Annotated in this window: 13 protein-coding genes and 2 pseudogenes; 6 read left to right on the plus strand and 9 right to left on the minus strand. The window is 35.8% G+C overall.

What is annotated here, in order from left to right; all coding sequences use genetic code 11:
- Positions 1-550: 550 nt before the first annotated feature.
- From JFV29_RS17505 to JFV29_RS17520, 4 genes are all read right to left on the minus strand, one after another.
- Positions 551-1,351: a nucleotidyltransferase domain-containing protein gene (locus tag JFV29_RS17505; RefSeq protein ID WP_201185505.1), complete on the minus strand. Its 801-nt coding sequence runs from the start codon at positions 1,349-1,351 to the stop codon at positions 551-553.
- Positions 1,352-1,998: 647 nt separating this feature from the next.
- The gene (locus tag JFV29_RS17510) at positions 1,999-3,273 is read right to left on the minus strand and encodes an IS110 family transposase (protein WP_201185507.1); all 1,275 of its coding nucleotides are present in this window, start codon (positions 3,271-3,273) and stop codon (positions 1,999-2,001) included.
- Positions 3,274-3,586: 313 nt separating this feature from the next.
- The gene (locus JFV29_RS17515) at positions 3,587-4,243 is read right to left on the minus strand and encodes a uridine kinase family protein (protein ID WP_201185509.1); all 657 of its coding nucleotides are present in this window, start codon (positions 4,241-4,243) and stop codon (positions 3,587-3,589) included.
- Between the two features lie 233 nt (positions 4,244-4,476).
- The gene (locus JFV29_RS17520; protein ID WP_242486909.1) at positions 4,477-5,334 is read right to left on the minus strand and encodes a GNAT family N-acetyltransferase; all 858 of its coding nucleotides are present in this window, start codon (positions 5,332-5,334) and stop codon (positions 4,477-4,479) included.
- Between the two features lie 364 nt (positions 5,335-5,698).
- Between JFV29_RS17520 and JFV29_RS17525 the strand changes: the two are divergent.
- Positions 5,699-5,832, plus strand: a pseudogene (locus tag JFV29_RS17525) (IS6 family transposase); the annotation flags it as partial.
- On the opposite strand, the pseudogene JFV29_RS17530 reads toward JFV29_RS17525, so the two are convergent.
- Positions 5,828-6,011, minus strand: a pseudogene (locus tag JFV29_RS17530) (Tn3 family transposase); the annotation flags it as partial. The pseudogenes JFV29_RS17525 and JFV29_RS17530 overlap by 5 nt on opposite strands.
- A gap of 251 nt (positions 6,012-6,262) precedes the next feature.
- On the opposite strand from JFV29_RS17530, the gene fmdA reads away from it, so the two are divergent.
- Together fmdA and JFV29_RS17540 are read left to right on the plus strand one after the other, a co-directional pair.
- Positions 6,263-7,441 (plus strand): formamidase, encoded by a 1,179-nt coding sequence (gene fmdA, locus JFV29_RS17535; protein WP_201185513.1) that lies wholly within the window; start codon positions 6,263-6,265, stop codon positions 7,439-7,441.
- Positions 7,442-7,469: 28 nt separating this feature from the next.
- On the plus strand, positions 7,470-7,742 hold the full coding sequence (locus JFV29_RS17540) for a zinc ribbon domain-containing protein (protein ID WP_201185515.1): 273 nt from the start codon (positions 7,470-7,472) through the stop codon (positions 7,740-7,742).
- Positions 7,743-8,565: 823 nt separating this feature from the next.
- Here the strand turns inward: JFV29_RS17540 and JFV29_RS17545 are convergent.
- A complete protein-coding gene (locus JFV29_RS17545) occupies positions 8,566-9,066 on the minus strand; it encodes a DinB family protein (RefSeq protein WP_201185517.1) in 501 nt (166 codons plus the stop codon).
- A gap of 603 nt (positions 9,067-9,669) precedes the next feature.
- On the minus strand, positions 9,670-10,443 hold the full coding sequence (locus JFV29_RS17550) for a GNAT family N-acetyltransferase (protein WP_201185519.1): 774 nt from the start codon (positions 10,441-10,443) through the stop codon (positions 9,670-9,672).
- Positions 10,444-10,806: 363 nt separating this feature from the next.
- Between JFV29_RS17550 and JFV29_RS17555 the strand changes: the two genes are divergently transcribed.
- From JFV29_RS17555 to JFV29_RS17560, 3 genes are all read left to right on the plus strand, one after another.
- A complete protein-coding gene (locus tag JFV29_RS17555; RefSeq protein ID WP_242486910.1) occupies positions 10,807-11,754 on the plus strand; it encodes an IS110 family transposase in 948 nt (315 codons plus the stop codon).
- Positions 11,755-11,759: 5 nt separating this feature from the next.
- A complete protein-coding gene (locus JFV29_RS30660; protein WP_242486030.1) occupies positions 11,760-12,038 on the plus strand; it encodes a hypothetical protein in 279 nt (92 codons plus the stop codon).
- A gap of 353 nt (positions 12,039-12,391) precedes the next feature.
- Positions 12,392-12,922: an NAD(P)H-dependent oxidoreductase gene (locus JFV29_RS17560; protein ID WP_201185521.1), complete on the plus strand. Its 531-nt coding sequence runs from the start codon at positions 12,392-12,394 to the stop codon at positions 12,920-12,922.
- Positions 12,923-12,994: 72 nt separating this feature from the next.
- On the opposite strand, the gene JFV29_RS17565 is transcribed toward JFV29_RS17560, so the two are convergent.
- A complete protein-coding gene (locus JFV29_RS17565) occupies positions 12,995-13,354 on the minus strand; it encodes a winged helix-turn-helix transcriptional regulator (protein ID WP_201185523.1) in 360 nt (119 codons plus the stop codon).
- A gap of 562 nt (positions 13,355-13,916) precedes the next feature.
- Positions 13,917-14,279 (minus strand): ribonuclease toxin immunity protein CdiI, encoded by a 363-nt coding sequence (gene cdiI, locus JFV29_RS17570; RefSeq protein WP_201185525.1) that lies wholly within the window; start codon positions 14,277-14,279, stop codon positions 13,917-13,919.
- Positions 14,280-14,293 lie beyond the last annotated feature (14 nt).

The following is a 14,293-nucleotide window of genomic DNA, read 5'->3' on the forward strand; positions in this document are numbered from 1 at the left end:
ACATTCACATTGTTATTTAACGAAAGTTGGCTTATTCGTAGGATTTCAAAGAAAGCACGAAGTACTGGATGTAATGAACAAAAGGGCAATGACCCGTTCCGTTAGCAAAACCAGCCTCCACCCCTTGGATAGGCATGACGAAGGAATGAAAGGGCATATGATTATGACCCGTTGAGACATGGGAGGGAAAGCCTCCAGGGGCAGCGTGGAAAATGCGTGCAGCATATGTAATAATATGGGATTCTCAATAGATCCTCTATTTCAATCTGCCCTCATCTTATCAAAACGGTCCTATCTCTTTCGTTCATCTAAAGCAACCTATACCATGTGGTTTGAAATCCTGCGAATAAGCGAGTATTCGTGAGCATTATCTATTAAACTGAGGGAGTTCTATAAGAAAAGCGATTCTTATTAAAGAATCGCGCCCGATAATGGAATAACTATGAAGCTTCTATTAGCTGGCTTTAAACTCAATCGATTCTCGGTTTTAACAGCCAGGTTGTTTTCTTTGTATTGATTATTTATGGACTGGAACTTCAGCTGGATAAGGTTATAAGTTATTACTTTTTAACAAATCATCTAAATTGTCAACCAGATCATTTATATCACTTAATAGTGTTATGGTATTGTTGCTAAGAATCATGATTATGTTTTCTTCCATCTTGTCTGGGAGATATTTGCATGTTTTTTGTGCGATCTTAATTAACTTCTTTTCTCCAGGGTGTGGCAACTCGTTAATCGCAAATAAGATATCGAAGTAACTTGCAAGTAACGCAGCAACCCTATGATTGACACTTATGTAGTCTTCTCTTTTTAGAGCTTTCTCGATTTGACAATAGTAGGATGTAACACTGTCTCGTAATAAAGGGTAATTTTTGTTAAGGATATTTTCTTTTAATTCTTTTGGAAAGGCTACGTTAATTTTATCCTGTAATTTCTTTAATTGACCATTTTGATCATATAGTATTTTGGAATTTAAATAATTACTCCAAAAGCATGTAGTGTAACCGACCTGAGCCTGGAAATTCACTACCGTTTTCATAAGTTCGTTTTCAATCCAAGCATAATTTCTATATATAATTTCTATACCAATATTGGGTTCATTTAGCGTTCCATCATCTTCTGTTTCCCAATACTGGTTATTAATCTCCATATAATCCGAAAACGGTTCTAACAATTTTTTGCGAGTGCTGGTAGGGATTTCTTGATCACTATAAATATACAAATCTATATCAGAATGTTCATCTTGGGTATTTGTTGAAAGAGAGCCAGAGAGTACAACACCTTCCACTTCTTCTAACTGAGAAAATACAGACGAAATCTTCATAATCATGTCATTAATAGTATTCATTTTGGATTTCTTCCCATCTATTTTTTATTTTTCGTATTGCCCCAATTATAGGGTATTTATGGGATGTAAACCATTTTTATATTGGTAAATTGCTACCCTTAAAACAAAAATGAGGAGTTTAAAAAATTGCATTACCCTTATTCAAGAATATGGCCCAATTGTTGAACAAAGGTCAAACAGCACTCTTGAACTCCCTCAGTATGATAGCTATATCTCTCGAATGCTCACTTATTCGCAGGATTTCATAACCCTTGAAAATACATTAACGGTTAAAAGCAATGAGCTCAGATCATTTTGGTTTCATGGAGGCATAGTGAAATAAAGGAGCAATAGGAAACTCCATATTCTACCATATAATGCACATAATCTCCACGCCGCCCCTGGAGGCTTTCCCTCCCATGTCTCAACGGGTCATCGAAAAATATGCCCTCTCATTCCTTCGTCATGCCTATCCAAGGGGTGGAGGCCAGTTATGCTAACCTAATGGGTCGGTGCCCTTTTGTTCAAGAAATCTGGTACTCCGTGCATCTTTGAAATCCTACGAATAAGAAAACATTCGACAAAAAATAAGCTGAAAATAAAGTGTTAATTATTTTCAAGTGAGGTTCCCTTCGAGAACCTGTAAAGCATGATTTATTCAATAAAAACTAGGCTGCTAGAGCTGAAAAAGGTTGTAATTTTTCTGGGGAATAAGATTCATTTCGTTTGGCTATGCCTACAAATACTCGAGCCAGTTTACCAACCAATTTCATAATGGATTTCATTTTCTTTATTTTTTTCACCTTAACATTATTAGCGTGCAACGCTTTAAACTCAGGGTTATTCATGACAAGGCACATCGTCGCTAGGTATAAGAAACGCCGCAGTCTGGATCTCCCACGTTTAGAAATGACAATCTGACCTTTCCATTTACCAGAGCTCGCCTCGGAAAGATGTAACCCTGCATGACGAAGTAGAGAATTACCGTGGGCGAATCCACTTAAATCTCCAGCTTCCCCTAAAATTCCAGCTAAAGAGATTTCACTGATCCCTTTAATAGCCAACAGTTTCTTTGCGAAAGGAATTTGTTGAAGCACGTTAGTGACTTCTTGTTCCACTCTTTCGAGTTGCGTTGTAGCTAGATCATACTCTTCCAGTAGTTGTTCTAAATGTAGCTTGTAAGCATCATGTGCTTGGTGGGATCCGATAGAGCGTTTAGCTAAATCTATAAGTTGATAAGCTTTTTTCAACCCAGGCTGACGCTTCATTACCGATTTCCATTTGGCTACAATATCTTGAGGTTGCATCGATCTTAACTCGATTGGTGTCGGAAACAAACGTAGAGTTGCGATTGCCCCTTTTCCTTTCACATCTTTAAACACTTGTCGTAGCTCAGGAAAGACAACATCTACCCATCGATTTAATTGATTAATAGAACTAACGAGACGTTTTACGATTACGTCACGGTTGGACATAAGAACTCGAAGTTTTTCGAAAGACTCTGAAGCCACATGAACAAAAGAATAGTATCCATTCTTGACCATATCCGCAATCACGAGAGCGTCTTTTTTATCACTTTTGGACTGAGTGTTATCTCGATTTTCTTTATTTCTTTTTACAAGGTGAGGATTGACTGTTACGACATCAATCTTTTCGTTAGATAACCATTTCGATAGATTAATCCAGTAATGACCTGTAGGTTCCATACCGACAATAGTTGTGTCTAAGCTGTTTTTACCTTTTAGTTTATTAATCCATTCTAGAAATCTGTTAAAGCCTTCTTCGTTATTTTCAAAAGTAAGAGGATCACCTACCACGATTCCTCGATAATTTACAGCTCGAGCAACGTGAAATTGTTGGGCGATATCCACGCCAACAACGAGATGTCGATCAGAAATTCGTTCAATGAGTTGATTTTGTTTGTCCTGCATTTTAAAATTCATATTAGGGTTCCTCCTAAGGTTTTGAGTTAGAGTGATGTCTTACTCATATCTTACTGAGGAGCCCTATTTTTTTCAAAGTTAATAATTAACGCTCTACAGGAATGCTAACCTGCCCCTTTAGTTCCATAAAGAAAAAGCTGTCTTAAAGACAGCTCCGACTTCAGCTCTTCTTTGAGCTAAAGCTTTGTTGAAAAAAGAATAAACTCTAGCTTTGAAAATAAAGATTGTTTACAGCGATAATAAAGTTGTTTAATTTAATTAGAGAGCTAATAATCTGCATTAGCCCCCTATAATAAACACAACAAATATTTGTTTATTTGCATTTAAAATCAAATGTATTTATTTCTAGACATATTTGTTCATGAGAAGTTTTGATAATAATATCAAAATGCTGACTGTACGGATGCATAAACAGTTCGTACTGAATCCGGCGTTCTTCATGGGACTGCCTTAAATATTTAATATCGGTTCCCCTTTCAACAATATCACGGCCCGACCTTCTCATTAATTCCGTTTCACCATCTGTATAGAAGTAAATTTTCAAATCAAATAAATCTGGATTAATAAACGCTACACTCATCCCTTCTACAATCGTTACTTTGTTTTTAGAAGAAATTAACTCACTTTTCATATAATGCGTATCTATGGTATATAAATCTAAACCATCTCTAACCATCTGAACATCCCTTTCCAAAGAAGGTAAATGATGAGCTGATGGATGGCAAGCCGTCATTTTATAACGATGATTTTCGTTTTGATATGTATAGTCGATAATTGTATGTTTTCGTATATTTGAACTAATAATATATGGATCTGAATTAATATAATTTACTTCATTTTGATTTAGTAGGTTTACGAACCTATTGGCAAACGTTGTTTTTCCAGCAGCTCCATGTCCTGACAAGCCAATAACAATCTGTTTATCCGTCATTCTGACCCAATCTATGATTTCTTGTATTAACTTATCCATCATTTTCTCCCTTTTTACTATATTATCTGCATTTAATTTAATGAAACGAATTCATACCATCACTATCTTTTAAACAATTTTGTTATCACCCTTCAGATTGTTCAAAAGGTCCAAAACAGTTTGATTATTTTTAGTGATCCTTTTAGAGCTAACGCACCCGTTAGTTTAAGTACAATACTTCACAATTTAATTGCTTAACTTCATTTTACAACCAATTATAATCCTTTTTATATTTATATCTTCTTGGTAAAAAAGCATAAGTCATGGATATGCTGAAAGCCAACTTTCTTGTATAAACTAATAGCATTATCATTGCCTGTGTTAACGCAAAGTGTTGTAGAATCAATGGTCTCAAATGTAAATAACCATTTTAGAGCAATCGTCAACAAATGCCTTCCAATCCCTTTTCCTCTCTCCGATTCTTTTACAGCAAAAAATTCGATACTCCCTTCACCAAACTCAGGTTCAGCTTCAACATATATATATCCAGATAAACCATTGTTATCATTAAGCATAAATACTTTTCTATGCTTATCTAAACGGTCAATAATTTGTTGTCCACTATAATAAGTGCCAGGAAATGCTTGATTGTGCAACTGTTTCATGTCTATAAAATACTCTGGAGTTAATTCTATAGTCTCAACATCTTTCAAGTCACTTCTATTATCACGATGAAACGTTAGTATTGTTTGCTTACTATGTTCAATAAAGCTAAGATTATAAGCCAATTTTAGTACACTACAGTTTTTCATATTTGGGAACATACTTATTGAATGAATTTCAATTGGAAGTAATTTAATCATCTCACTCCACATGCTATAAGCAACACCCCATTTATTTTCTTTAATAAATGGTCCCCAAATTTCAGCACTGTTAACACCAAGATCTGCATCAAACCCCAAAACACCAATCAATTGATTTTGTTCATAAGCCGTAACAAAACTTTCACTGTATTTAATATCTGAAATATCTTCTACTAATGAATGAGCAATTTCCTTACTATCTTTACCACAATAACCGATATGCGACTCTTCAATAATATTTAGCTCTGAAATAAAATTCGATACACTTTCAACATCAGCCTTATTCATTACTCTAATCTGCACCAATTGTAATTTTCCCTTGTGGTATTTCTCTATACTACTATATAAATTCTATTTTTATTTCTCATTCTCCTGGTTTGATAATTCATCATCAACTAAACTGCCCCTTTAGTTTAAGTACATCATTTCACAAGTTCTTCTCTACCTTAACATAAATATCCATTTATCTTTTCATAAAAATCCCCATAAACGACCGTTTTCGGTTACTTTTTAAAGCAATAATACGGTCAGTAATTCGGGTTAATAACCCCTATCTAAAAGCTATACCAAAATCAAATTACTAAAATGAAGAGTTTAAACCGTTTTTAGTGAATCATTTTACAATATCTGTCTTAGCGTATAATAAGTGCGTTTTGACGGCTGTACCCCTATATTGAGTGGTGTTGAAGCCATGCATATAATAAAAAGGGACAGATTGATTTACGGAATCAGTCTGTCCAAAATCAGAAAGAATTCATTGACCAAGTGTTTGGACTTATAGCATAAAATACGATTCCGCTAAGAATCTACTAGTACTAGAACCGTAATAACCAATCCCTCCATAGCCCCCATAGAAAATATGATTTTCAGAAAATAGATTTTGCTCATACAAATCCCATTTTGCCCCATCGATGGGATGCGCTGTTTCCCGTTCCCCAATACTTTGGCAAATTGAATTTGTTATAGGGGTAAAGGTAGGATCCGTTGATTTTACCGCCATTCAGTCTTCCTGGAAACAGCCGCGTTCCCCTGCCGACCGTTTGCGAGTAGACAATGCGGCTTTTAGTCGGGCGTGTCATCAAGATTACGCTCGTCGGGGGGGCGTCGTATCCATCTGTTAAAATATGAATAATTTGACTATTTTTGTTAAAATAGTTAATATAAAAACGTATACATAGTCTAACTTCATAGATCAATAGATTGAAGGAGGAGTAACATGCCTAAAACTTTGTTTAAACTTGATCTCAGTAAGCCAATGGAGCAACAAGCACACCCGGGGCATAATCGCTGGCATCCGGATATTCCCGCTGCTTTTTCGGTGGAGCTGGGCCAATCTTTCCGCATGGAGTGTAAAGATTGGACGGATGGACAAATTAGCAACAATGACGATCCTAGCGACATTAGGGATGTTATTTTGCCGCGAGTTCATGTGCTAAGCGGACCGGTTTATGTAAATGGAGTGGAACCGGGAGATTTATTAGTTGTTGATATTTTGGATATCGGTGCGTTTGCCGAGTCTGAATGGGGTTTTAATGGGATTTTTGCGAAGGAAAATGGAGGAAGTTTTTTAACGGAACATTATCCGAAAGCAGCGAAATCTATCTGGGACTTTGAAGGAATTTATACGACTTCAAGGCATGTGCCGGGTGTTAAGTTTGCCGGGCTCATCCATCCGGGGTTAATTGGGGTGGCGCCTTCAATGGAGCTTCTGCAAGAGTGGAATAAACGTGAAAATGAATTGAAGATGACAGATCCTGACCGCGTACCTGAACTAGCAACTTCTCCTCAAGCAGAGCATGCAGTGCTCGGCACGTTAAAAGGAGCAGAATTTGACCGGGTGGTCAAAGAGGGAGCGAGAACTGTTCCTCCAAGGGAAAATGGAGGAAACTGTGACATCAAAAATTTATCAAAAGGTTCAAGAATCTTCTTCCCAGTGTTTGTGGATGGGGCAAAACTTTCGGTAGGTGACCTTCATTTTTCACAAGGGGATGGCGAAATCACATTTTGTGGTGGAATTGAAATGGCGGGATGGATTGATCTTCGTGTCGACGTGATCAAGGGCGGGATGGAGAAATATAAAATTAAAGACAATCCTGTCTTCAAACCTGGTCCGGTTGAACCGAATTATTCCGATTATTTAGTGTTCGAAGGCATTTCAGTAGATGAGTTTACAGGAAAACAACATTATTTGGATGCGCATATTGCTTACCGCCGGGCTTGCCTGAATGCGATTGAATATTTGAAAACACTCGGTTATACAGGGGAGCAGGCTTATATGCTATTAGGTACAGCGCCTATTGAAGGCCGGATAAATGGAATCGTCGATATCCCGAATGCGTGTTGTACGGTGGCCATCCCGACCCAAATATTTGATAAAAATATTGATCCGAAGTAATAAATAGATGGATGAAGGGGGACTTTCCTTGCCTAGTTACACCTTTAACTGCAGTCATTGCGGTGAGTTCACACTATTCTTTAAGTCAATGGCAGGCTATAAAGGAACAGCGCAATGTCCGGACTGCCAGCAGGGGGCTTCCCGTGTCTACCAACCACCCAATTTGTTTTCTTATTCGAAGGAAATACGTACCCGTGTTGAACGAGGGATGGAGCCTCGTAGAATGACAAAAGAAGAATTAGGGCCAAAACAAAGAAAACGGAAACCACAAGTCAGCCGTCCATGGCAAGTAGGGCAGTAAGCAAAGACGATTTCTTCTATAAACACTAAAAAAAGCACAAAAAGGAGGATTAAATTCCTTTTCGTGCTTTTTGTTTTTATTCAAAGGGGTAAAGGGTAGCATCTAAGATTTTACCGCTATCTGTTCAGAAAGTCGTCCTTTTCTGAACACGCTCAAATACCCGTTGAAATGAATGTTTGTTACTTTAGGTGATAATTTGCACTTATTTTAAGTGCTATTTTGCACGTATATTATTACTGTTACTTTTCATTTGTTTTGTCGTTTTTTGTCATAGAAAAAGGCGTATAGAAGGGGTAGCGCCAACATTTCGGAATTTGTACGCTAAGCAAATCCCAGCAAAAAAAGGCCGTTTCCTGTACGTTAGGAAATGACTTTTATTTCTCTTATAGTGCTAAAGCATCTGTTGAAAAAAGAATCAACTGTAACTTTGAAATAAAGATTGATCAAAATGGATTCTTTTCTAGTAATTTAGTAAACAATTTTTATAAAATAGTTTGATTATTTTTAGTGATCCTTCTTGTAGAACTAACGCACTCGTTAGTTCATTAAGAAAAAGCGATTCTTATTAAAGAATCGCGCCCTTTTCTTGAATAAACAAGAAGCTCATATTAGCCGGTATTGTGGAGGCAATTAACTTATTCTTGCTGGTAATGTTAAATATCGTAGAAGAGTGAGATTACTTTGGATCAACAATTGTTTGATTAAAGTTATTCGTTAGCTCAAAGAAAGATCTGTGTAAACATCTCTCGATCCTCAACTAACGTCACCTTTTTGAAGAAAAAATGGATTACTCTTCTCTTGCCTATTTATAATGAATAACATTTCAAGAATACCAATAAAAAGCATAATCAGTCATAACTGAAGAATCACCCAACTGATGTAACATAGCTGAAATATTCCCTCTATGATAGGTTCCATGATTCACAACGTGTAAGACCATTTCAGATATACTTGTTTCTCTTAATCCTGCCCATGGATTATCCAACATTATTCTCTTTTCCATATCTTCCTGTCTGTTCAAAAAGGATTTAAACCGAGATGTTAAAGTGTGAAATTCCGTTTCTAAGTCTTCAATGGGCAGTTTCTCAATCTTTTCTTGAATTTGAAATGAAGATTGCATTGCTTCATTCATACTCTGACCCTCGAGGGTATTAAGCCATCCATATTCCACCAAATAGAGATGAGATAAAACCTTTGAAACAGAAGAAAAGACACTTTTCATTTCCTTTTGATAATTCTCAGGAGAAAGTGTCTTAAGATGATCAATAATCCGTTGATTTGCCCATACATGATAGTTATATAGATTTTCTACATGATTTGCCATACAATCGCCTCCTTATCATCACGTTTTTTAATATTCTTTATCAGAATGAATTATTCCTTTAAATATTATTACTTATCTTATGAGATCTTCAACTAAATGGCCCAATTGTTGAACAAAGGTCAAAGCAATCTTCAACTAAACTGCCCCTTTAGTTGCATAAAGAAAAAGCTGCCATAATGACAGCTCTGATCTTCAGCTAACGCTCTGTCTTTGCCTTAAATAATATAAACCACGAGCTAAGTTGAAAAGGGAATAAGTACCAAAAAGGATTGGGAAAGCTTTAGAATTTTGAAAAACTCTAAAAGAAACTAAAGCCAAAATAAGAAAAAATAGAGTGAAGATAAAACTTTGTGTATACCTGGGAAGCTTTTTCAAAAGTAAATCACCTCTTTCTTACTTTACCAATAAATGAAAGATTAGTGAATCTCATAATACAGTGCTTCTAAACTCTATATTCACAAAAATTACTTATTAATTTATTACGTCACAGTTCGAACACACTACGCTTAATGAACAAACCTGCCCCTTTAGTTGCATAACAAAAAGGTTACTTCACCAATCTCTATTCTTGGAGTAAAACACCCGTTAACGAAATAAGAATTTTTACCTTCTAACAAATATCGAATATTCTATTGGATTTTCGAACCCTAATCTTTCAGCCAGCTTTATCGATGCAAAATTGTTAACATCACAGTCCCAATTGGGTTTCAAATTTCTTTCAATACAATGTTCAATGAATATTTCTGCAACATTTTGAGCTAAGCCCATTCCTCTATACCTATTTTGAGTTGCAATATCAATTTCAGCAAATTGTGATGAACTAAATATAGAGGTACACTCACTTACAACGGTATTATTATGTAGCAAACAATAACCAAAACCATTCTCAAGAAAATTTGATACTGAACCCCAATATTCATTATAATAAGATTCATTAAATTCCAGACTTTCAGTAATTATTTTTTCATCTATTCTCTTTAATATAAAATTTTTAGAGACTTTTTCCTTTTTTATTGTTGAATATGTATCCTTATTAAAATGAAAAGAATATCTATGCATTTGTCTTAGCTCTTTTCCAAACAACTTATCTATAACTTGATCCCATTCTTTTGATGGAGAAAACAAAGTGAAACGCTTTTTATCATTTTTTCTACTTCTATAAATTTCTAAAAATATGCTGCCAAGTCCATTGTTCATTTTGTCTCCACCAACAACAAAAATACCTGAATCAGTTCCAATTAAAACTGTTTTCTTTAATTCATCCATATATACCTGTCCTGGAATATAATTATTTAATACAGAGTAAGCAAATGTCGGAAAAGTTTCTTTATCATTTTTTTTCAGTAAATTTATTACCTTTTCAAATTCATTATTCATACACTGGTTCCCCCTTTTTTTTGCTATTCCTCATACTTATTGTACTTTCCTTTTCACTAACCTGCCCCGATAGCTCCATAAGAAACTCCTATGGCGGCGCTCCTCGCCGCCACCATCTACCACGAAAACCTGCTCTTTACCCAAAATAAAGTCTAACCCATTAAACCCTTGACAATAATGGATGATAACAATACAACCAGGCTGAACTTTTTTTGGTGGATCTTAAGGAAGATACCCTGTATAAGAAACTGGTTGTGACAGTATTGAAGAACCATTTAGTGTACTACAAGTACGTATACAAAAATTTTTGTAACAAATCTCCTGTCATATGTATTGTTAATCTTTTATTGAGGTGATTCTCCTATGGAAGCAATGATTGAACGGTGTGCTGGCCTAGATGTACACCAAGAAACAGTAGTAGCCTGTGTATTATTTGGTCCATTAAATAAAAAGCCAAAAACCTCTATTGAAACGTTTTCAACTACAACAACGGGACTCTTGGCTTTAAGTGATTGGTTAACTACCCTTCAGGTATCCGATGTTGTGATGGAAAGTACCGGAGTCTACTGGAAACCAATATGGAATATTCTCGAAGATTCTTTTCACCTTGTTCTTGCCAATGCCAGGCATGTCAAAAATGTTCCAGGGCGTAAAACTGATGTGAAAGATGCCGAATGGCTTGCCAAGCTTCTAAGATGCGGACTTATTGAAAGCAATTTTGTTCCACCGGAGGATATTCGTGATTTACGGGATCTTACTCGTTATCGAAAAAAATTGATTCATCATCGCACATCCGAGCAGAATCGCATTCACAAAATTCTTCAAGATGCTAATATCAAGCTAACATCCGTACTATCAGACATTTTTGGTGTATCGGGACGCCGTATCCTTGAAGCGATTCTAAACGGTGAAAAAATAGAGACCGATGGTCTTCGAAAAATGGTGGATTGGCGAACAAAAGCTAGTATTACGGACATTGCCAGTGCAATTAATGGACGTATTCGCCGTCATCATCGTGATATGTTGCGTTACCATTGGGAGCATATGAGTTATTTAGAAAAAGCCATAGAAGAATTGGAAAAACAAATCGATCAACTCCTGTCCCCCTATCGTAAGGAAGTAGAATTATTGGATGGAATACCTGGTGTGAACAAAGCTGCCGCAGCTACTTTTATTGCAGAGATGGGCGTGGATATGTCCGTATTTAAGTCAGCTAAACATCTTGCCTCTTGGGCTGGTGTGAGTCCTGGAAATTACGAAAGTGCTGGTAAAAAAAAACGAGTAAAACCACACAAGGTAACAAAGCTTTGAAAACGATGGCTGTAGAATGTGTACTAGCGACATCAAGACAAAATAATCGAATTGCTTCACATCGAAAAAGGATTACCAAACGGCAGGGAAAAATGAAGGGACGAATCGCTTCTGCTCATTTACTACTAACGATTGCTTACAACATCTTAAAAACAGGGGAACCCTATCAAGAACTAGGCTCAAATTATCTTGAAGAAAAACAAAATAACAAAGAATTAAAAATGATCGAATACCTAAAAAAGAAAGGCTATACAATCGATCCATCTGAACAACAAACTGCATAACCAGTTAAAATAACGACATAGTACATTTACGTCCTTCAAAAAAATTAGAATATGGTGGGGCTTATTTAAGTATGGCCTTTCACTAAAGTGTTTTCATACAAAAAATGGTGTTTTTATATTGGAACAGCCCCCAGCTCAGTTGACCGATTCGGTTCTTTACACCATCATTGATGAGTGCTGGTACGTATTATATCGTGGCGTATAGTATCACGCATAATTTAATATAGACAAGATATTTTTTGCCTAATTTAACACTCTCCTTTAGGTAAGTACCTATACTAAAAGTGCATACTTACATATTTGCAGTGTGCACTTTATACTTAAGATAAATTATACTTAAGGAGGACAAATCTTTGAAAACTCTTGTTATCGTAACACACCCAAGTCTAGAAACATCCGTCTTAAATAAGCGATGGGTAGAAGAACTCAAGAAATACCCGGAAAAGTATACTGTACACGAATTGAATAAGGTTTACCCTGACGGAAACATTGATGTGGAAAAAGAACAGTTATTAATTGAATCGCATAGTAATCTTGTTTTACAGTTCCCTGTTTATTGGTTTAATTGTCCGCCTCTCCTAAAAAAATGGCTTGACGATGTTTTTGCTTATGGTTGGGCTTATGGTTCAAATGGAGGTGATAAATTAAAGAATCGCAAAGCTGCTTTAGCTGTATCTGCCGGAATTAAAAAAGAAGATTATAGTAAAGAGGGAAGATATCGCTATACACTTGAACATTTATTATCTCCCTTTGAAACTACCTTCCTATACTGCAATGCAGATTATCGTTCATTCTTTGCGTTTTATGGTACAGAAAATAAGTCGTCTGCAAGCGAATTGGAAAAAAGCGCACAAGATTATTTGAATTTTGTTGACAACCTGTAATAGATGGCTTTATTAAAGAAGTATTTCCTTGTTTAGGAGATACTTCTTTTGATTTAAACAAAATAGCTACGCCTACGGCTGTACAGCCTCCTGAGCCGGCAAACTGTTTTTCTCTCCCCAATCGCACATCATATTTAACAATGGAATGAGAGAAAGACCTCGTTCAGTTAATGAATATTCTACTTTTGGAGGTATTTGGGGAAATTCCTTGCGTATAATAAGGCCGTCTGCCTCCAGCTCTTTTAACATAATGCTTAGCGTTTTAAAGGAAATGGTACCGATACTTCGCTTCAGCTGATTATGCCGCATAACCTTATTTTCAGACAGCCAATACATAATGATCATTTTATATTTACCGCCTATTAAGGACAACGTATATCCAAAGCCAGTGTCATTTAGTTTCACGCCAGTCGGAACACAGGTTTCGCGCATAAGTTACACTCTCCTTTAGATAAGTATATGAAATAAATGTTCATACTTTACAATAGATCATTATCAATCTTATTGAAAGGATGTAAAGTAAGATCTCTATAAAACTTTGCTATATGGGGTCAGTTCACGTTAGGAATTGACTTTTTTATCTTCTCTTATCGTGCTAAAGCATCTGTTGTAGCTTTGAAATAAAGAGGGATCAAAAGGTCCTCCTGTCCCCCATATTAGCGTAAATAAAAAGACTCCATTTTGAAAAAAGATTGATCTAAATGGAGTCTTTTCTTGTAAATTATTATACATTTTTTATAAAAAAGTTTGATTATTTTTAGTGATCCTTAATGAACTAACGCACCTGTTAGTTCAACAAGCGACATAATACCATTGGATTTTTTTAGTTAGAATGTACGATAAAAACTTTTACCATCAGATATAAAGAAAAACCCTTGGAATTTAGAACCTCGCTAGAAATAATGTAAGTTATGCGACAACACTTGGTTGCGCATGTAATCCTCCATTTAAAATCTTGACCTAACTTTCTTTTTTAGTAGTAGGATAAAGCTAATCAAGGTTCTTGTATATTAAATCTTTCTTTAATCCTTTCTAATTGTTCTTCTACTTCTGATTTATCTTGGGGATAGTCTCCAAGATAACTAACGCAATCTTCTCTTAGATATCTATAGAATGTCAGATAATCTAAAATAATTTCTTCGTCTTCCTCTACTGCAGGACGATCAATGTAATAGGCTATTCCTTCTTTACCAAAATACTCTTCTTCCCACTCTTCATAATAGTCGGCAAACACAAACCTTGCATATTCGGTTCCATATCCTTCACCATCCGCATAACTTCTTAAGATTCTTAAAAATTTACCGTCTCCCATATGGTGATAGAAGTACCTTATCAATTTTCTCTTTTTATCTTCCACGATGCTTCCAACTC

Source organism: Peribacillus sp. TH16, assembly GCF_016651095.1.
Lineage (GTDB): Bacteria > Bacillota > Bacilli > Bacillales > DSM-1321 > Peribacillus > Peribacillus butanolivorans.